The organism is Variovorax sp. Varisp85 (assembly GCF_047304045.1).
Classification (GTDB): Bacteria; Pseudomonadota; Gammaproteobacteria; order Burkholderiales; family Burkholderiaceae_C; genus Variovorax.
Genome location: NZ_JBGLYN010000011.1, coordinates 84,508 through 103,998 on the forward strand (window position 1 = coordinate 84,508; position 19,491 = coordinate 103,998).

Sequence of the window (19,491 nt, forward strand, 5' to 3'; positions counted from 1 at the left end):
GAATACCCCGTCGATGCTGGCTGGATTGCTATTGAATAAATAGCAACTCCATGGGCGCGGGCGTTGTCATGCCGAAGTCACTGCCGTTTTTTGCGGCAATGCGACAATAGCGGGCTCAATGACAAGCTCCTTCTCCAATTTGATGCTGGCGGAACCGCTGGCGCGCGCCGTGGCCGAAATGGGCTACGAGACCATGACACCGATCCAGGAGCAGGCCATTCCGGTCGTGCTCTCGGGCCAGGATGTGATGGGCGCCGCCCAGACAGGCACCGGCAAGACGGCGGCGTTTTCGCTCCCGCTGCTGCAGCGCATGCTCAAGCATGAAAACGCCTCGACCTCTCCGGCGCGGCACCCGGTCCGGGCCCTCGTGCTGCTGCCCACGCGCGAACTGGCGGACCAGGTCGCGCAACAGGTCAAGCTGTACGCCAAGTACACCAACCTGCGCAGCACGGTCGTGTTCGGCGGCATCGACATGAAGCCGCAGACGCTGGAACTGAAGAAGGGCGTCGAAGTGCTGGTGGCCACGCCGGGCCGGCTGCTCGATCACATCGAAGCCAAGAACGCGGTGCTCAACCAGGTCGAATACGTCGTGCTCGACGAAGCCGACCGCATGCTCGACATCGGCTTCCTGCCCGACCTGCAGCGCATCCTGAGCTACCTGCCCAAGCAGCGCACCACACTGCTGTTCTCGGCGACGTTCTCGCCTGAAATCAAGCGCCTCGCCAGCAGCTACCTGCAGAACCCCGTCACCATCGAAGTGGCTCGGCCGAACGAAACGGCTTCCACTGTCGAGCAGCATTTCTACAGCGTGGGCGACGACGACAAGCGCCGTGCGCTCAAGCAGATCGTGAAGCAGCGCGGCATCACGCAGGCCTTCGTGTTCGTCAACAGCAAGCTCGGCTGCGCGCGCCTCGCACGCTCGCTGGAGCGCGATGGCCTGCGCACCACCGCACTGCACGGCGACAAGAGCCAGGACGAACGCCTGAAGGCCCTCGCCGCGTTCAAGGCCGGCGAAGTCGATCTGCTGGTGTGCACCGACGTCGCGGCACGCGGCCTCGACATCAAGGACGTGCCGGCGGTCTTCAACTTCGACGTGCCGTTCAACGCCGAAGACTACGTGCACCGCATCGGCCGCACCGGCCGCGCCGGCGCTTCGGGCCTCGCCGTGAGCTTTGCCAGCGGTGGCAACGATGCGCGCCTGGTGGCCGACATCGAGAAACTGATCAAGAAGAAGATCGAACTCGAGCCGGTCGAATTCGAGGAAGACCGCCCGCGCGGCCGCATCAACGACGGACGCCGCCACTGGCGCGAAGAAGGCGAAGCCGGCGACGCACGAGATGTGCTCGACCAGCCGCGCGAACGCCGCGAAGCCGAAGCCCGCCGCGGCGGTGGACGCCCGCACCGCGCGCCGTCGGCGCCGCGCGATCCGTTCTTCGACAAGCCCTACGAGCCCGGCGAGCCGGACGCCACGCCCGCCTGGGAAGCTGCCGCCAAGGCAGCCACGCCCGCGCGCGGCATCTCCAGCAACATCAAGTCCAAGCGCAAGGTCGCGGCGCTGTTCAAGAGCGCCGAGCCGAGCTAGCTGGCCTGGCTGCGCAGCGGCGTCAGCCGCCGCAGCTCAGCGCCATCCGCGGTGCCAGCCGTATTGCGGGTGGCGCCAGCCCCAGCCGTAGCGCGGGTGGTAGGCCCATGTGAACCCGACGCCGGGCGACACGTACGTCGGAGCGACGTAGGCCACGCCCGGAGGCGCCGCATAGACGGGTTGAGCCGGCGCAACCACGCAGCCGGTCAGGGTGGCTGCCAGCGCGGCAGCGGACAGGGCAAGAACAGGAAATCTCATGGCAAAGCTCCTGGGACGAGTTGTTGTCGATATGAATCTCCAACGCCTTGCCGCTTAGCCGGATGACGGCCTTTACCCTGGCGACACAGTGTCACCGGCGTGTCGAAATCCTTTCAAAATGCTTTCTTTCGCGCGTCAGATCACGTTGAAGTGATGCGAGCCATCGCGTCCCAGCTGTGCGACCAGGCCGTACTCCCAATCGAGGTAGGCCTGCATCGCTTCGGCGGAGGCGTCAGTGCCCTCGTAGGGGCGGCGGTAGCGGTCGGTGCGTGCGGTCGCGAGGCGCGTCTCGCCGGTCTCCGCTTCGAGGCCTGCTGCGAACCAGGCCGCGTTGCCACCCTCCAACACACGCACCTCGACGTCGCCCTCGCCGCGCGCGTCGAGCAGGGCGCGCAGGTCGGCTGCGGCATAGCGGGCGAGCAGGCTGCTGCCGCAGGTCAGCACGTAGCGCTGGGCGGGTGGAATGACGGCGTCGAGCGCCTGCGCGAGTTGTGCGCGGATCGCGTACCAGGCGCCCGGAATGTGGCGCTTCGCGTAGTTCGCGCTGGTGGTCACGTCGATCACCGCCGTGCCGGTTTGCTGCTGCAGCAACACCGCGAGTTCCTTCGGTGCGATCTCGCCCACGGCAGCGGCTACAGCTGGATAGGCGCTCGCCGGTGCCGCCGTTTCGGTGAACGCCGCAGCCGTCGGCACCACTTCCGGCACGTAGGCCTCCCACCCCATCTGCGCGAGCCATGAGGCGCTCATCGAAGCGCGCACGCCATCGTCGTCCGCCAGCACGATGCGCGCGCCGCGCACCGGCACCTGGTGATCCGTTTCCTGCACCAGTTGTCCGCCGGGTGCGCTGGCAAAGCCGGGCAGGTGGCCCGCCGCATATTCCTCAGGCGTGCGCACGTCGAAGCGGTACACGGTGCGTCCGGGCGCTTCGAGCGTTTGCAGGGCGTCGAGTGCAATGCGGCGCACGCCGGCCAGATCGGCCACGCGCCTTGCATCGGCCTGCGCCTGCGCGCGATGCGCCGGCGACACCGCAACGGGCGCCTGCCGGTCCGCGCCATGGTCCAGCACCTGTCCCGCGAGCTTCCATCCGATCGTGCCATTGCGAAGCGCCGCCACCGGGTTCGGAATGCCCGCATTCACCAGCGACTGCGTGCCGATGATGCTGCGCGTGCGCCCCGCGCAATTCACGATCACCTGTGTGGCCGGATCGGGTGCCAGCTCGCGCACGCGCAGCACCAGCTCCGCGCCCGGCACGCTGGTGGCCGAGGGAATGCTCATCGTCCGGTATTCGTCGAAGCGGCGCGCGTCGAGCACCACCACGTTGGCCTTCGCATCGACCAGCGCTTTCACCTCGGGCGCAGAGAGCGAGGGCGTGTGCCGCTCGTGCTCGACCAGCTCGCCGAATGACTTGCTCGGCACGTTCACGTCGCGAAACAGCTCGCCGCCCGCCTTGCGCCAGCCTTCGAGGCCGCCTTCGAGCAGGTGCACGTTCGTGTAGCCCAGCGCGGCCAGCGTGTTCGCGGCCGGCGGGGCAAGGTCGGCGCCGCCGTGCTCGCCGTACAGCACGATCAGCGTGTCGAGCCGCGGAATGCGCCGCCAGGCCTCTATCTCGACGCGCGAGAGCGGCAGGTTCGCAGCCCATAGCGGGTGTTCCTGTGCGAACGGATCTTCCTCGCGCACGTCGAGCAGGGCGGTTTCTTCGCGTGCGATGAGCCGCGCGCGCACGGCGGCGAAGGGAAGGGTGGGAAAGGAGGCAGTCGTCATGCGGTTGTCGAAGAAGATCCGAGTTCGGCGCAGCGGTCCCACAGGTTGGGCAGCAGCGCATTGGAGTATCCGGAGACGAAGGGCTTGCGGCCGCCCTGCGCCGGGTAAGTATGCCGCCGCACGGCGCCGATGTTCGCGCCGTAGACGTGGATGCTGATCGATACGCGGTCCGCATGCGCGTTGTGAACGCGGTGCAGGTCGCCAACGGTGGGCGACACGGCTTCCACGTCACCGGCATCGAGCCGCACCGCTTCGCCTTGCGGCTGCGCACGGCCCTGCGCGTCGAGCACATGGCCCTGGCTGTACTCCGCGCCGCGCAGCATGCCGATCAGTCCCCACACCGTGTGGTCGTGCACCGGCGTGGCCTGCCCTGGTCCCCACACGAAACTCACGACCGAGAAGCGCTCGGTGCTGTCCGCGTGCAGCAGGAATTGCCGGTAGCGCAGCGGGTCAGGTTGTGCAAAGGCCTCGGGCAGCCAGTCGTCGCGCGCCACCAGCGTGCGCAGCAGCGCGCCGCCTTCCGAAAGAATGCGGGGCTCGTTGGGCGCGCTGTCGAGCAGCCGGCCGAAGGCACCGACGAATTCGCGCAGCGGCGCGATCACGCCGTGCGCTTCCAGACGCTGGTGTCCGTGATCGCGCGAACGTCGACGCGCACCGGCAGGATGCCGTCGCGCGCCGAGCGGTCGGCCACAGCCTGCAGCGCGACGATGTCTGCCTCGCTCACCGGCCGGCCCGCCACGGACGCCCGCGCCGTGATGATGCGAGAGGACTCGATCGGAAGCCGCGTGAGCTGGCTGTAGGCCTGCGCGTAGGCCTCGGGGTTGGCCAGCGCCCAGTCGCCCGCGCGGGCCAGCCGGTCCAGAAACTGCACGATGGCCGCGCGCCGGGCGGGGTCTGCCAGCGAATGTTCGCTCGCGGTGATGAAGCCCAGGGCGGTATTGATGCCGCGCCCGTCGCGCAGGATGCGCCCGCCCTGCTGCAAGGCGATCGTGTAGTACGGATCGAAGATGGCCCACGCATCGATCTGCTTCGACGCGAAGGCGGATGCCGCATCGGTCGGCAGCACGAACTTCACCGTCACCTCGCTGCGCGGCACGCCGGCTTCTTCGAGCGCACCGTACAGCTGGTACTGCGAGATGCTGCCGCGCGCCGAGGAGACGATCACCGTCTTGCCGCGCAAGTCGGCCACGCTGCGCAGCGGCGAATCAGGCTGCACCACGATGCCCAGCGAGTCGGCCTTGCCGACGCGCGTGGCGACGATCTTCAGCGGCGTCTTTCCGACGGCCGCGGCCAGCACGGGCAGGTCGCCGGCCATGGCCGTGTCGACCGCCGCGCTGCGCTGCGCCTCGAACAGCGGCGCCGCGCCCTGGAAGTTGGCCCAGCGGTAGGCGAAGGGTGCGCCTTCGAGCGTGCGCGAGGCCTCGAACAGCGAGCGCAGGCCGCCGGCCTGGTCGCCGAGCACCAGCGTGGTCTGTGGTTGTGCGAGGGCGCGCAGCGAACCGGCTGCAGCCAATGAGAGGGCGGCGCCTTGCTTGAACCAATCGCGGCGCGAAGCTTTCGGGAAGGGCAGGGATGTCATGCGGCGACTCCCGGCGACAGCAGCGCACGCTTGCCCGCCGCGACCAGGATTGCGTCGTTCTGCGGCGTGTGGATGCGGCTGCACAGCACGTCGCGGTAGTGCCGCTCCAGCGGGTTCTGCCGCGTGAGGCCGTGGTTGCCGCTGAGCTGCAGGGCCAGCTCGACCGCGCGGACCGCGTTGCCCGTCACCGTGTACTTGAGCAGGCCGCTGTCGGCGGCCGTCGGTGGATGGCCATGATCGACAGCGGCGGCCGCGTCGTCGAGCAGCACGCGGTTGGTTCGCAGCAGCGCCTCGATTTCGCCCACGTGCTCCTGCACGCGCGGCAGGCTCGCCAGCGGCGCGCCGAGGCTGCCGGGCGCGCGCTGGTTCAGGAAGCCCACCAGCCAGTCGCGCGCGGCCGTCGCTACCGCGTCGTAGAGGCTGCCGAGCAGCACCGTCATCCATGCCTGTTGCGTGGCATGGGCGTCGATGTCGGTCTGGCTGCCCGCGTCAGGCGCCCAGTCGGCCGGCGCGCGCAGGTCTGCTGCATGGTCGAGGCCGATGGCGACGTTCTCGAACACCACCTCGTGGCTGCCCGAGGCGCGCAGGCCCAGGTGGTCCCAGCTGGGAATCACGCGCACGCCGGGTGCTTCGCGCGGCACCAGGAACACGCCGGTGCGCGGCGTGGCCTCGTCGGTGCGGGCCCACACCGCGAGCCAGCTCAGGCCCTCGATGCCTGTCGTATAGAGCTTGTGGCCATCGATTTTCCAGCCGCTGCCCTCGCGCCGCGCGACCGTGGCCGGCAAGCCGCCGCGGGCGGGCGAACCCAGTACGGGCTCAACCCGCAGCGCATTGATCAGCGCGCCGTGCGCCACCGCATCGCGCGCCACGCGTTCGCGCAGCTGCGGCGGCCAACGGCTGTCGGTGCGCGTCAGCGCGTGGTGCTGCAGATAGGTCATCGTGAGGATCAGCGCCGTGGCTGGCTCGCCGCGCGCCACGGCTGCGATCACCCGCCGTGCCGTTGCCAGCGTGGCGCCGCCGCCGCCGTGTTCGGCGGGGGCGACGAGCCCGATGAGCCCCTGCGCCTGCAGCGCCGCGAAGTTCTCGCGCGGAAAGGCGCCACTGCGATCATGGTCGGCCGCGGTGGCGGCGAACTGCGCCGACAGCCGCGCCAGGACCGCGGCATCGACGGTGGCGGGTGGGGGAGGCGATGGTTCTTCAGGCGTGGCCGGCGCGCGGCGCAAGGGGAGTGCACTCATGGTGCCCAGACGTTAGCGGGCCGCCTGCCGCCGGGAAACGACGCATCCCGCATATGCAAACTCGTTTTTCTGCGTTCGCTTCCGCTGCCCGCCTGGTTACGGTTCGGTGGATGAAAACAGACTTCCTTTTCGACCGGCGCCGCCTGCTGCAAGCCGCCGCCGCGTGGGGCACGGCTGCAACCGCCGGAGCAGCGGGCCTGGCCCAGGCTGCGTCGCCGTCGCGCGACCTGTCGGGCGTCACGCTGCGCGTGGGCACCTACAAGGGCCTCTGGCGGCCGCTGCTCACCGCTTCGGGCCAGGCCGACACGCCCTACAAGATCGATTGGCGCGAGCTCAACAACGGCGTGCTGCACATCGAGGCCATCAACGGCGATGCACTCGACCTGGGCTCGGGCAGCGAGATTCCGCCGGTGTTCGCGGCGCGGCAGAAGTCCAGCGTGAAGCTGGTGGCCGTGACGCACGAAGACCTGAACAACCAGGCCACGCTGGCGCGCAAGGATGCACCCATCCGCAGCATCGCCGACTTCAAGGGCAAGCGCGTAGGCTACGTGCGCGCCACCACTTCGCACTACTACCTCGCCAGGCAACTGGCCGAAGCGGGCCTGTCGTTCAGCGACATCCAGGCCGTGAGTCTCACGCCGTCGGACGGCCTCTCGGCCTTCGCGCGCGGTGACCTCGATGCCTGGGCCATCTATGGCTACAACGGCCAGTTGGCACGCACGCAGTACGGCGCGCGGGTCATCAAGACCGGCGTGGGGTATCTCTCGGGCAACTTCCCCATCTACGCCAATCCGCGCGCGCTCGACGATGCATTGCGCCGTGCCGCGCTGGGCGACCTGCTGCAGCGACTGCAACGCTCGTTCGCGTGGATCAACGGCAACTTCCTGGCCTACGCCCGCGCGCAGTCGGCCGAAACGCGCGTGCCCGTGGGCGACATCGTCGAGCTCTTCAACCGCCGCAGCGGTGAGTACAGCCTCGGCCCCGTCAGCGATGCGGTCGTGCGCAGCCACCAGGACGTGGCCGACACCTTCCTGAAGATCGGCGTGCTCGACGGTCCGGCCGACGTCAGACCGCTGTGGGACCGCAGCTTCGAGAGCGTGCTGCGCCTGCCCGCCGCCTGACATCCACTTTCCATTCACGAGGACAAGAACCATGAGCCAGCAACACCAGGACGGCGTCGAATTCATCGGCATGATCCAGGGACAGAAGGTCTCGGAGATCCACGCCGCCAACGGACCGTCGCTCGACCGCGACTACGTGCGCGCCTTCGCGCAGGCCCACGAGAAGGCCGGCTTCGACCGCGTGCTCGTGCCGCACCACTCGACCAGCCCCGACGCCACGCTCACGGTGGCTTACGCCGCCTCGGTCACGGAGCGCATCCACTTCATGCTCGCGCACCGCCCCGGCTTCGTCGCGCCCACGCTGGCCGCGCGGCAGTTTGCCTCGCTCGACCAGTTCAGCGGCGGCCGGCTTGGCGTGCACTACATCTCGGGCGGCTCCGATGAGGAACAGCGCCGCGACGGCGACTGGCTCGATCACGACCAGCGCTACGCCCGCACCGACGAATACCTCGAGGTGCTGCACAAGGTATGGACGGCCGACAAGCCCTTCGATCACGAGGGCGCGCACTACCGCTTCCAGAACGCCTTCTCCGAAGTCAAGCCGGTGCAGACGCGCAGCGGCAAGCCGCATGTGCCGGTGTATTTCGGCGGGGCTTCCGAGGCCGCGATTCCGGTCGCGGGCAAGTACGCCGACGTGTACGCGCTGTGGGGCGAGTCGCTCGACCAGGCGCGCGAGCTCACCACGCGCGTGCGCGCCGAGGCGGCGAAGCATGGGCGCGGCGTGCGCTTTTCGGTGTCGTTCCGTCCGATCCTGGCGCAGACCGAAGAGGCCGCGTGGGCGCGCGCGGAGAACATCCTGGCGGAGACCAAGCGCCTGCGCGTGGTGCAGGGCTACAACCGAGGCGGTCCGCAGCAGAGCGAAGGCGCGAAGCGCCTGCTGGCCGCGGCCGAGAAAGGCTCGCGGCTCGACAAGCGGCTATGGACCGCAGTGGCACAGGAGATCGGCGGCCGCTCGAACAGCACCGCGCTGGTCGGCACGCCGGAGCAGGTGGCTGATGCGCTGCTCGACTACTACGACCTGGGCGTGACGACCTTCCTGATCCGCGGCTTCGATCCGCTGGAGGATGCGCTGGACTATGGGCGCGAGCTGATTCCGCGCACGCGGGAGTTGGTGGCGCAGCGCTCGGCTTCCGCCCGCAAGGCCGCCTGACTCTTCTTTCTCCCGCCCCCCTGGGGGAGGGCAGGGGTGGGGGCAAGCGGCGTTCAACACCGTCATGGCTTCGAAGCCGTCGAGCCCCCATCCCAACCTTCCCCCAGAGGGGGAAGGAGCAAAACCGAACACCAAGGAATCTCCCATGAGTGCCGTTCTTTCCATCGACCGCCACGCGTCGCTGAAGCTCAACCCGAACCCGCAGCAGAAATACTGGTTCGACCCCATCCCTGCGCGCCCCACCGTCCAGGCCGAGCGCCGCCATCGGCAGGAGCGCCTGGCCGGCGCCTTCCGCCTGTTCGCGCGCTTCGGCTTTGCGCAGGGCCTGGCCGGCCACATCACCGCGCGCGACCCCGAGCTGAGCGACCACTTCTGGGTCAACCCGCTCGGCGTTCATTTCTCGCGCATCAAGGTGTCCGACCTGCTGCTCGTCAATTCGAAGGGCGAGACCGTCATTGGCGACAGGCCGCTCAACAAGGCCGCCTTTGCCATCCACGCCGCGATCCACGAGCACAACCCGAAGATCGTTGCGGCTGCCCACACGCATTCGACCTACGGCAAGGCCTGGTCCACGCTGGGCCGCAAGCTCGACACCCTCACGCAGGACAGCTGCGTGTTCCACGATGACGTGGCGCTGTTCGACGATTTCACCGGCATGGTGGTCGACACCAACGAGGGCGACCGCATCGCCCAGGCGCTGGGCGACCGCAAGGGGGCCATCCTCAGGAACCACGGCATCCTGACGGCCGGGCCTACGGTGGAAGCCGCTGCGTGGTGGTACATCGCGCTCGACAACGCCTGCCACACGCAACTTCTCGCCGAAGCCGCCGGCAAGCCGCAGCCCATCGACGAAGAAACCGCGCGCCACACGCACAGCCAGATCGGTGGACCCGAAGGTGCGATCCATTCCTTCGACAGCCTTTACGAAGGCCTGCTCGAAGCCGAGCCCGAACTCCTGCTGTGACGACGGGCAATGCCATGAACTTCAGCACATCCATTGCCCGCGGTTCCCGCCGCCGGTTTCTCGTCCAGGGGGCATCGATTGCCGCCGCTGTCGCTCTGCCGGGAGCGGTTGCCGCACAGGGTCGTCCGGTGCTCAAGGCCGGCGACCAGAAGGGCGGCCTGCGCGCGCTGCTCGAAGCGGCGGGCGGGCTCGAAGGCCTCGGTTACGACATCCAGTGGTCGGAGTTCCCGGCCGCGGCGCCGTTGGCCGAAGCACTCAATGCCGCTGCGGTCGATTCGGGCCCCATCGGCGACGCGCCGCTGATCTTCGCGCTGGCGGCGGGCACGCGCGTCAAGGCCATAGGCGCGAACCGCTCCGACTCCTACGGCACGGCCGTGCTGGTGCGGCCCGACTCACCGCTGAAGACCGCCGCCGACCTCAAGGGCAAGAGCATCGCGACGAACCGCGGCTCCATCGGCCACTACGTCACGCTGAAGGCCATCACCTCGGCCGGCCTCAAGCCCGAGGACGTGAACATCCGGTTCCTCGCGCCCGCCGACGCCAAGCTCGCACTGACGCAGGGCTCGGTCGACGCCTGGGCCACGTGGGAGCCGTACACCGCATTGGCCGAGGTCAGCCATCATGCGCGCGTGCTCGTCAGCGGGCGCGGCCTGCTGCCGGGGCTCAGCTATCTCGCGGCCACCGACAGCGCCATCGTGTCGAAGCGGCCCGTGCTGCAGGACTTTCTGCAGCGCGTGGTGAAGGCGCAGCTCTGGTCGTACCGCAACGTCGACGCCTACTCGGCCGCGCTGGCGCGCATCGTCGGCATTCCGCCCGAGGCGGCGAAGCTGCAGTTCGAACGCCGCCAGCAGAAGTGGGTGGCCATCGACGCGCAGGTCATCGCCGACCAGCAGGGCACGGCGGACTTTTACCGGCAGTTCGGGCTTATCAAGCAGCCGCTCGACGTGAAGGGGACCTTCGATACGGGGTTCGGTGCGGCTGGGTAGCAAATCGTGCAGTAGCTGTTCAGGGCGCGATCCCGCCGACGGGGCACCTTGCTCCGCGAATGTCCCCGCCCTTCGGGCTCCTCCTTTATTTCGCTGCGGGGAGCACCCGGTGGCCTGTGCACGCACCCCGGAAAAAACCGAGATGAAACCGTAGCTGAGTCCAAGACTCGCATAGATGCGTCCCCAAGGCGCAGGGCGGTGCTGGCTAGAGTCGTCGAATGACTACCGACACTCTTTACGCCATTCCCCCCGCGCCCGTTCATTCGCTGCCCATCCAGGGCGAACGCGCGCGCTTCCCGGTCAACCGCATCTTCTGCGTGGGCCGCAACTACTCCGAGCACGCCCGCGAGATGGGCCACAACCCCGACCGCGAACCGCCGTTCTTTTTCATGAAGCCGGCCAGCGCCATCGTGGCCGATGGCAACGAGTTCGCGTACCCGACGCTGTCGAACGACGTGCACCACGAGATCGAACTCGTGGTCGCGCTCAAGACCGGCGGGTCGAACATCGCCGCCTCGGCCGCACTCGGCCATGTGTATGGCTACGCCGTCGGCCTCGACATGACCCGCCGCGACCTGCAGGGCGAGGCCAAGAAAATGGGCCGCCCCTGGGACACCGGCAAGGCCTTCGACGGCTCCGCGCCCTGCGGCGAACTCGTGCCCGTGGCCAATGCCGGCCACCCCGCGACCGGCGAGATCCGCCTCGAAGTCAACGGCACGCAACGCCAGGTCGGCGACCTTGCCGACATGATCTGGAACGTGCCCGACACCATCGCCTACCTGTCGACACTGTTCACGCTGCAGCCCGGAGACCTGATCTTCACGGGCACCCCGGCCGGCGTCGCCGCCGTGCAGCGGGGCGACCGCATGCGCGGCACGGTGGCGGGCGTGGGCGCGCTGGACGTCGCGGTCGTCTGAGCTTGAGGACGGCCTGCGCATCGAGCCGGGCCGGCCTTCCGGGCCGCGAGTTGGCGTACCCTCGCGGGCAGACGCCTGCCGACCCGCCCGTTCTCCGATGCGCACCTCTCCTCCCCCCACGTCCGTCCGCACCTACGGCATGCACGAGCGTGCCGACCACCTCGACTTCGACATCCGCTTCCAGGGTGCGCGCAACGAGCTCACGCTGCCGCACCGGCACGCGTACTTCCAGATCCAGATCGGCATCGAGGGCAGCTCGCAGCAGGCCATCGGCGGCGAGGTGCGCCCCTTCGGCCCGCGCCACCTGAGCTTCGTGCTGCCGTACCGGGTGCACGTGATTCCGCATCCGCCCGATGCGCTGTACTGCATCGTCAACTTCGACCAGCGCTTCCTGTGGCCCGAACTCGAGGTCGACGCGCTCGACCTCGACGACGTGTCGCTCGCGCGCTACCCCGATCTCGCGCCCTTCCTGTTCCAGGAGTACGTCGACTTCGCCTTCGACGAGGCCGACTTCGCCCGCGTGCGCGGCTGGCTCGACGAGCTGCACGCGCTGAACGCGGGCCGCAGCTTCGGTGCCAAGATCGCGATGCGTGGCATCGTGCAGCAGATCATCGCCCTGGCCTGCATGCGGCAGGAGCAGGCGCTGATGCGCCTTTCGCTGCAGCACAACGGGAAAACCTCGCAGCGGGACGCGTTGCAACGCGTGGTGCGCTACGTGCGCGACAACCTCGACAAGCCACTGTCGCTGACCGATGCCGCGGCCGCTGCGTTTCTCTCGCCCAACTACCTCGCCAACCTGCTGCGCAAGGAAACCGATCGCACATTCACCGACCTGGTTACCGAGCGGCGCATCGAGCGGGCGAAAGAATTGCTGTCCTCCACCTCGCTGCTGGTGCGGGAGATTGCGCACCAGTGCGGGTTTACCGACGAGGCGTATTTCAACCGGCGCTTTCGTCAGTGGGTGGGGAGTACGCCGCGCAACTTTCGGCGGGAGCATGTGGTGAGCAAGCGAGGGTGATTCGCACCGAGGACGTGCCTATGTGCAACTGCTCGCAGTTGCTTCACTTCCTGTTTGGCATTGCTTCCTGTACCGCTTCGGCCGTTCCCCATCGCTGCAGGAACTCGATCTCATCGGCCTTGCTCAGCTTGCCTTGGGCCCGATGGACGAACGCCGTCATCACGGCGCCCGTTTGCACGGGCTTGTCCTCTGGTTCGCCAATGCCCGAATCGCTTTGCCACTCTTTCGGGAATGCTGGCCAAGAGCAGGTGATCTGGCTCATCATGTGGAAGCTCGTCTCCATGAAGCCCGGTTTTTGTTCCAGCCCGTACTGGCGCGAGTCGGGTTTGCCGCAATAGGTGGTGTAGTCAGGCTGCAGGTAACGGGCAATGCCCTTGTAGGTAGAAGATGCGTCGGCCGGAATGTGATCGGTCGTAGGGCCGACCTCCATGTACTGGCGGATGTACTCCCACAGATACGCTGCTTCTTGTGGGCCCGGCAGGGCGGGGCCGACGAAGATGCAGTCTTCGCCTTTCGCGTTCGGATCGGTTGGGTCGAAGGGCGGGTGATGTAGCGCCAGCGCCTTGATGGTCTGCTTGGCGCCCGCGCTTGAGCCTTCCGGTTCGAACAGCGCCGCCAGGCGCTCCCAGTCCAGCACCACGTTGCCGCCGCAATAGCGGGGGCGCAGCACGTACACCTTGCGAGTGAGCCGATTGAAGCGAATACGTCCGCGCGCGTAAGTAAAGAAGCAGGTTCGCATGCCCATGCAGTGGAACCACGCGAAGATCATGAAGGCGCTAGCCAAAGCGAGAGGGAAAAGCAGGAGCCAACCGAAGACAAGATAGGGCCAGTCCTCGCTCCCGTAGGCCATGGTCGGCCAGAAAAAGATGATCGTCTTGAAGACAAGAGGATGGACTGCAAATCCATACCAAATCCAGATCAATACGGCGGCGGGCAAGATGACGTAAAGATTCCCCATACCTGCACGCCACTGAAAATCCCATCCCGGATTGCACAGTTCCAGGTACGCGTCGTTCTGGGCATAGGCGGCCCGGCCCGGGATCTCGATGCCACGTGCGCCGGTGCGATATGTCGGCCAGCGCTTTTGCCCATCCAGGTTGATGTGAGTGCGGCCTTTTTCGGAGGAGCGGCGCTGGGCCAGTCGGTAGCTGTTTTCGCGAACGAACATGGATTCTTCAGATTGATCGCAGGTCACCTGCAAAGCTAGAGCCCTGCAAGCCCCCAACAGATGTTCGGCTACCGGTCGTCGTACTCATTTATGCTTTTTGTGACCTTGCTTCTTGCACTGTCTGGGCTGCTCCCCATCGCTTCAAGAACTCGATCTCGTCGGTCTTGCTCAACTTGCCTTGTGCTCGATGGACGAGCGCCGTCATTACGGCGCCCGTTTGCACGGGCTTCTCTTCAGGTTCTCCCATTCCACTGTCGCTTTCCCATTCCTTCGGAAATCTGGGCCACGAGCAGGTCACCTGACTGAGCATGTGATACATGGTTTCCATCACCCCGGGACGTTGTTCCAGTCTGTACTGGCTGGGACTGGGCTTGCCGCAATAAGTAGTGTGTTGCTGCTCTATCCGTTCGGGGATGCCTTCCTGGCCAGGACCGTATTCCATGTAGCAGCGGATGTACTCCCATAGCGGGGCCGCGTCCTGCTGCATGGGCAATGTCGGGCCAACGAAGATGGCGTCTTCGCCCTTGGCAAGCGGGTCGGCTGCATCAAGCGGTGGGTGGTAGAGGATGAGCGAGTAGTAAGCAGCCTTGCCGGGCGCACCATTCTTTCTGGCCAGCAGGTCATATCCATCCATGTCGACGATGGCGCGCAGGCGGTCCCAGTCGAACACGGCGTTGCCACCACAACCTCTTGGCCTCAGCAGGTAGACCTTGCGCGTCACTCGATTAAAGCGAATGCGGCCTCGTGCATAGGTGAAGAAGCACGTACGCGCACCCATGATGTCGAACCACAGCCACAACAGGACGCAGCAGCCGAGGGATAAAGGGAAAAGCAGCAGCCAGCCGAACCAGACAAAATTTGACCGTGCTTCAAATGCTCCAAACCAAAGGAAGAGCATGTTTCCGGTGATGAACGGGTGTATTGCAAACCCGTAGAGCCCCCAAAAAACCAGCAAACAAGGCAGCAAGACAAAAAACGAACCGATGCCGGCTTTCCACTGTTGCTCCCACCCCGAATTGCAAAACTCCAGATAGGTTTCGTTCTGCGCGTAGAGGGATCGACCTGGTATTGTTGTGCCAACGGAATCGAGACACTCATCGACCATCAGCAATCTCTTGCTGCCGTCGGCTTGCACACACCTGCGTCCCTCAGCAATCGAACGCCTGCGCGCACGTTGATAGACGTGTTCGTTTGGGAACATTCTCTACTCCCTAATGTGCTGGCTGCAGCTCAGCTCGCACGTTCGACAATTTCTGCAAAGTTTCTTTCAGATCACCATGAATTGGCTTTTTACTCTTGTTCAGAGGACAGTCAGTCAACCAGTTAATCCACTCATCTTCCTTAAAGATTGCGATTGCAACGACAGAAGCAACGACAAGCACCGCTCCGACTAATCCCAGCACAGCACCAAGGCTTGCCGAAGTGATTCCAAGAATGGAAATGTCGAACGCAATCACTGCTGTTCCAGTAATTGTGAAAATGGTACCGAAGACACTCGTGATCTGCGCCAGTGCCAATGCATCTTGCTCTCTCCGTATCGACTGCGCGGCATCTATCCCATCAAACCAAACAGAAACCATCGCCGCGGGCAGCAAGAACTTGAATGCCATTTTTTGCAGATTCCTCAGCTGCGCGACATTCAACGTGTCCAAACCGATCTCCAAGACCTTCTCCTTGTATACGTTGGCGCCTTTGATGCCCTTGAAGATCGTCTCTTCGTACGCTTTGGCGCGCCAGTCTGCAATCGAGCCGATACTTTGCAAGACGTTGCCCGCCATTTCCACCGCGGTGCGCCCATCAGGGTTGACGATAAGTTGTCCACCCTTCAACAAGCTGGCTCCGAAGTCAAAGACACCGGCCAGCATCGCTGCGCGTGAACCAGGCGCTGCACCTTTCGCTCGATCCATCGCCGCTTCGCCGGCCTTGCCCTTCTGAGCAGTGGAAAGCTTGGTCAACTTCTCGGCACGCCCCAGCATCTGTGCGCGCCTTACGTCATTGGCGCGCAACTGCAAGCGCTCGCCTTCATTCTCCACGGTTCGCCCTAGCGTGGTGATGCCGGTCAACGCCATATAGCGGACCAACTGCGCTTCCTTGCGGGTCACAGGCAATGCGGAAAGGCCCGCGACCATCTTCACACTCATCAGTGTCATGACATGCGCGGGCCACGCCAGTTTGCGCAACCTGCCGCTTTCTCCGAGGGCGGGAAACTCACTCATGAATGCAAGGGCCTTGTCGCCAAGGCCGACGCGCCCAGCGAGCAGTTTGAGCTTGACTGCCAGGCTTTCCAGCAATCGAACGCTGGGGTCCGGCGCTGGCAACGCCGTCGTTTGTCCGGCCTGTCCTTCCTCTTCCACCGCGGGTCGGAGCGACGCCAGGTACGCCAAGTTGTTGAAGCACAGCGTGCGAGAGAGGGCGTTGTCACCCCAGAGATCCAACTGCTCCAGCCACTTGCGGCCCCAGTCATTGCTTTCGGTGCCTGCCAGGCATTGGGCCAGTTGAAGACTCAGGTTTGCTCCACCACCGGGGCGATCTACGCGAGCGTCCTTGCCACTGTAGCGACCCATCACATTGAAGAGAGATGAGCTGCCCAGCCAGCGGCCCTGATCCTCTCCGAGCTTGGAGCGCAAGGCTTGGACCTTGTCATGCGCTGGCTTGTGAACGGTATCGACAAAGCTTTTGGCCGTCGATTCATCGAACAGCCGCATGAATTGCGCGTCTATTTTTTGAGTGGCGGTCGTTTCCTGCTGCGCTCTGTTTCGCTCTCTGCTGGCATTTCGTGCAGCAAGCTCCAGGGCGCGTGCCTGAGGATCGTTGGGCAACGGCGCATGGAAGCTCTTGGATTCTTCGTAGCCGCTGCCAATCGTTTGAAACGCGCCTTTCTTGACGAGGTCTCGCAGGCTCTTGGCGCTCACTGCCGTTTGAAGAACCCATTCATTGGTCACGCCCTTGGAAAACCCGCCGGCCTGCTCGATCTGCCAATGGCTGTAGGGCGTTTGAGCTTCTGTTTGCAAGTGCCCAAGCTCCTGGGCAATGCCCACGGCATCGTCGCATGCCACCACCGCCCCCTTGTTCTTCAACAGGAAAATGCGCATACGCTCCAGGCGAGCTCCATGGGCTTTGTCATAGCTTGGACCGATGCGCCTCCTCGTGTCGGTGCTGATCTCCGTGACGCCGGTAGCGTTTCCCATCACGTCATAGCCTGGACTTTGCACCTCAACCTGTTCGTCATAGTCGCCCCAACCACGCTCCTGCGCATTGCTTCCCATCAGCCCATACATCTGCGGCTCGATGGCGTCGCGCACGGATGGCGTGCTCAGCGCGCTGAACTCCACCACCTGCCCGTTGAGTTGTCCGGGCTGCAGCGTGTCCTTTTGGCTCGTGTTACCGCCTGCCCATCCCGCAACGTCGAAGCCTTGTGTGTACTTGTCCAGGTTCGGCTCGATCTCCTTCTTCAGGTGTTCGTAGTCGATCGGGTCGGGATTGAACATGTAGTCGAGCTTGGTGACGTTCTTTGCATCGCTCACCCACACCATCGAGCTGTTGGCTCCACGGAACTCCATTTCGCATGCCGGGTGAGACTCTGCCGCCTGCGGCAGAGCCACCGGAAACTCACCCAGGTAGCCATGCGGGTGCACGACGTAGCCCTGCCACTCGGGGGCGAGACCTTTGCGCTCGATGCGTACATACAAGTAGCCTGCGCGCAGCAGGCGTACGTTGTACAGCGCGGCCTGCATGGCGACGCCTCCGGGTTGGGCCTGCAATTGGCCCATGGGTTGCAGTTGCTTGAGGGCATTCATGCCTTTGGTCTGCGCGCTGTAAGCCGCCGCATAGCGGACAAACAGAATGGGCAGGCCCTTGCGGTCGCAGTTCTTGCAAGGTGTGGCGCAGGGCATCGGGGCTTTCTTTCTTTCCTTATGTCGCAGAAACCGCATCGGCGTATGCGGTGCCAAAACGCAGGTCCGGCCGGCGGCGCAACGCGTCCAGGATCCGGGCGAGCAGGGCGGCTTCGCTTGGCGACTGCCAGAAGGCCTCTCGGTTCGCGCCTTGGGTCGGATGTGCTCGCCAGGTGAGGTCGACGAAATCTTCCAGGTTGTCGTCGCTCAGGCCGAGGCTCTGGCCTTGGGCCAGCAGGCGGCTCATTGCGGCGCCGCCGGGTTGCCGGTCGACGGGCACGCCATTGCCCGCAAGGCGCGCCCAAACGCGATGGCCCGCCGGCGCGGAATGCGCAGCCTGCCATTGGGGCAGGTCGAAACCCAGGCGGCCGACGGATGACGACGACAGCACTTCGGCGTTGCCGTCGGGCCTGGCGGATGCCTGGAACCACTCGGGCTCGCGAGAGGTGGCCAGGACGTCCTGCTGCACCAAGTCGGCCAAGGACCATGGTCCCCAGGGCTGCTCCAGCGTCCACCAGCGCCGCACGGGGCCGAGCCACCGTTGCCGTTGCGCGTCGGACAGCACGGGCCATGCGCGCTGCAGCACGCGCGGGTCCTGATAGCGCAAGAGGCGCGCGCTGCCGTCGGCAGGCGACAGCTGATCGCCCAGCACCGCCCAATGATCGGCAATGGCCACGGCGATAAATTCGCTGAAGAGGACGCCGCACAGCGGTTGCCGCATCTGGCGCTGTTCGGCCTGCACCCAGGCTTGCGCGAGCCATCCGGGCAGATCGTTGGCGACCAGGCGTGCGAGCGCCGGGTGCGGGGACGAATCGGCCCAATGCTCCGGCAACTGAAGTAGGCAGGGCGCGTCCTCTTCGCGGTGCTTGAAGTGGCGGTCGGGCACGGCCACGCGTTCCTCGGCCATGCCGGGGTAGTGTTCTTCGAGGGCGCCGGTCAATGCGCCGGCGTGCCAGTTCTCGAGCACGAGATAGGCGCGCAAGGGGCGCCCTCCGGCAGCGTCGAGCACTCGAGCCGATGCGTTGAAGGCCGATCGCAGTTGCCGGACCAGCGCAACGCAGCGTGGGTCCGAAGGTGTGTTGTCGGGAAGCGCCATCGGGTCAACGTGCCAATGAGCCCGCGCCTTCGTTGGCCGCGCCGTTTTCCCTGAGCTTGCAGTCCGATTCGCTGTGCGGCTTGACCGGCAGGCTGGCAGGCCCGACCAGGCTGTGCGTTGCCGCATGCTCGCGCCAGATGCCCATCGTGCCGTGCTCGATGCCATTCGCATTCCAGCGCGTGTAGCTCGAGCCGCCGTTGATCAGCACCTCGTCCCTGGCGGTGATCGTGATGCGGTTGGCCTCCAGCTTGATGTTCATCTTGGCCAGCACATTGACGCTGGCCTTCAGCGCCCTGATGTCGATGTCGGAACTGCCGGCGGTGAGTTTCATGCCCGCCTTGTGGGCGAACAGGCGCACGGCCTCCTTCGCACTGACCAGCAGGCTCTTGCCGGCGCCGATGCTGGCATGCGCGCCACTGGTGATGGCCGTGTGCTCGCCACTCACGATGTGCGTGCTGCCGGCGGCCGTGGCCTGGATGCCCGCAGGGCTGGCCAGCGTCAGGTGCGGCTCCTGGAATTCGGGGAAGGTGCCGTGGGCCGGGTCGCTGCCCTGGCCCCTGATGTCGTCGTTCTGTTCCTTGAGCGCCTTGGTCACTGCATCCTGGTCGCCGCTCTCGTGCGCCTTGGCTTCCTGCGCAGCCTGACTCAATCCTTCGTGCAGATCACGTGCCTGGGTGAGCCTGGCGGTGGTCTCGCGCATGTCCGCGATGTGGGCCTGGGCGTTCGCGCGGGCCTCGGTGCTCAGCAGCAGGCCGTTCGC

17 protein-coding genes are annotated in these 19,491 nt (G+C 65.8%); 7 read left to right on the forward strand and 10 right to left on the reverse strand.

Going from position 1 to position 19,491, the window contains the following annotated elements; translation table 11 throughout:
• Positions 1-118: 118 nt before the first annotated feature.
• Positions 119-1,582 (forward strand): DEAD/DEAH box helicase, encoded by a 1,464-nt coding sequence (locus tag ACCC97_RS06955; protein WP_007837321.1) that lies wholly within the window; start codon positions 119-121, stop codon positions 1,580-1,582.
• A 36-nt stretch (positions 1,583-1,618) separates the two neighbouring features.
• On the opposite strand, the gene ACCC97_RS06960 is transcribed toward ACCC97_RS06955, so the two are convergent.
• The 5 genes from ACCC97_RS06960 to ACCC97_RS06980 form a co-directional block, all read right to left on the reverse strand.
• Positions 1,619-1,840, reverse strand: coding sequence for a hypothetical protein (locus ACCC97_RS06960; RefSeq protein WP_007837319.1), 222 nt, complete (start codon positions 1,838-1,840; stop codon positions 1,619-1,621).
• Positions 1,841-1,975: 135 nt separating this feature from the next.
• Positions 1,976-3,601, reverse strand: coding sequence for a rhodanese-related sulfurtransferase (locus tag ACCC97_RS06965; protein ID WP_007837317.1), 1,626 nt, complete (start codon positions 3,599-3,601; stop codon positions 1,976-1,978).
• Positions 3,598-4,203: a cysteine dioxygenase gene (locus tag ACCC97_RS06970; RefSeq protein WP_413331935.1), complete on the reverse strand. Its 606-nt coding sequence runs from the start codon at positions 4,201-4,203 to the stop codon at positions 3,598-3,600. Before ACCC97_RS06970 ends, ACCC97_RS06965 begins: the two co-directional genes overlap by 4 nt.
• The gene (locus ACCC97_RS06975) at positions 4,200-5,180 is read right to left on the reverse strand and encodes an ABC transporter substrate-binding protein (RefSeq protein WP_413331936.1); all 981 of its coding nucleotides are present in this window, start codon (positions 5,178-5,180) and stop codon (positions 4,200-4,202) included. The genes ACCC97_RS06970 and ACCC97_RS06975 overlap by 4 nt, the downstream gene beginning before the upstream one ends.
• Positions 5,177-6,418 (reverse strand): acyl-CoA dehydrogenase family protein, encoded by a 1,242-nt coding sequence (locus ACCC97_RS06980; protein WP_413331937.1) that lies wholly within the window; start codon positions 6,416-6,418, stop codon positions 5,177-5,179. Before ACCC97_RS06980 ends, ACCC97_RS06975 begins: the two co-directional genes overlap by 4 nt.
• Before the next feature lie 110 nt (positions 6,419-6,528).
• Between ACCC97_RS06980 and ACCC97_RS06985 the strand changes: the two genes are divergently transcribed.
• From ACCC97_RS06985 to ACCC97_RS07010, 6 genes are all read left to right on the forward strand, one after another.
• Positions 6,529-7,539, forward strand: a complete 1,011-nt coding sequence (locus tag ACCC97_RS06985; protein ID WP_413331938.1) for an ABC transporter substrate-binding protein — start codon at positions 6,529-6,531, stop codon at positions 7,537-7,539.
• A gap of 31 nt (positions 7,540-7,570) precedes the next feature.
• Positions 7,571-8,689, forward strand: a complete 1,119-nt coding sequence (locus ACCC97_RS06990) for an LLM class flavin-dependent oxidoreductase (protein ID WP_007837309.1) — start codon at positions 7,571-7,573, stop codon at positions 8,687-8,689.
• Positions 8,690-8,834: 145 nt separating this feature from the next.
• Entirely contained in the window at positions 8,835-9,653 is an 819-nt protein-coding gene (locus ACCC97_RS06995; protein ID WP_413331939.1) for a class II aldolase/adducin family protein, read from the forward strand.
• 14 nt (positions 9,654-9,667) lie between these two features.
• Entirely contained in the window at positions 9,668-10,639 is a 972-nt protein-coding gene (locus ACCC97_RS07000; protein WP_413331940.1) for an ABC transporter substrate-binding protein, read from the forward strand.
• 218 nt (positions 10,640-10,857) lie between these two features.
• A complete protein-coding gene (locus ACCC97_RS07005) occupies positions 10,858-11,556 on the forward strand; it encodes a fumarylacetoacetate hydrolase family protein (RefSeq protein ID WP_413331941.1) in 699 nt (232 codons plus the stop codon).
• A gap of 97 nt (positions 11,557-11,653) precedes the next feature.
• Positions 11,654-12,574: a helix-turn-helix transcriptional regulator gene (locus ACCC97_RS07010; RefSeq protein WP_007837300.1), complete on the forward strand. Its 921-nt coding sequence runs from the start codon at positions 11,654-11,656 to the stop codon at positions 12,572-12,574.
• 43 nt (positions 12,575-12,617) lie between these two features.
• Here ACCC97_RS07010 and ACCC97_RS07015 read toward each other — a convergent pair whose 3' ends face one another.
• From ACCC97_RS07015 to ACCC97_RS07035, 5 genes are all read right to left on the reverse strand, one after another.
• Positions 12,618-13,742, reverse strand: a complete 1,125-nt coding sequence (locus ACCC97_RS07015; RefSeq protein ID WP_413331942.1) for a hypothetical protein — start codon at positions 13,740-13,742, stop codon at positions 12,618-12,620.
• 88 nt (positions 13,743-13,830) lie between these two features.
• Positions 13,831-14,943: a hypothetical protein gene (locus tag ACCC97_RS07020; protein ID WP_413331943.1), complete on the reverse strand. Its 1,113-nt coding sequence runs from the start codon at positions 14,941-14,943 to the stop codon at positions 13,831-13,833.
• A 10-nt stretch (positions 14,944-14,953) separates the two neighbouring features.
• Positions 14,954-17,635, reverse strand: coding sequence for a T6SS effector BTH_I2691 family protein (locus ACCC97_RS07025; protein ID WP_413331944.1), 2,682 nt, complete (start codon positions 17,633-17,635; stop codon positions 14,954-14,956).
• A 19-nt stretch (positions 17,636-17,654) separates the two neighbouring features.
• Positions 17,655-18,617 carry a DUF4123 domain-containing protein gene (locus ACCC97_RS07030; RefSeq protein WP_413331945.1) on the reverse strand — a complete coding sequence of 321 codons (963 nt, stop codon included), beginning with the start codon at positions 18,615-18,617 and terminating at the stop codon, positions 17,655-17,657.
• Positions 18,618-18,735: 118 nt separating this feature from the next.
• A partial coding sequence (locus ACCC97_RS07035; RefSeq protein ID WP_413331946.1) for a DUF2345 domain-containing protein occupies positions 18,736-19,491 on the reverse strand: 756 nt, incomplete at its 5' end.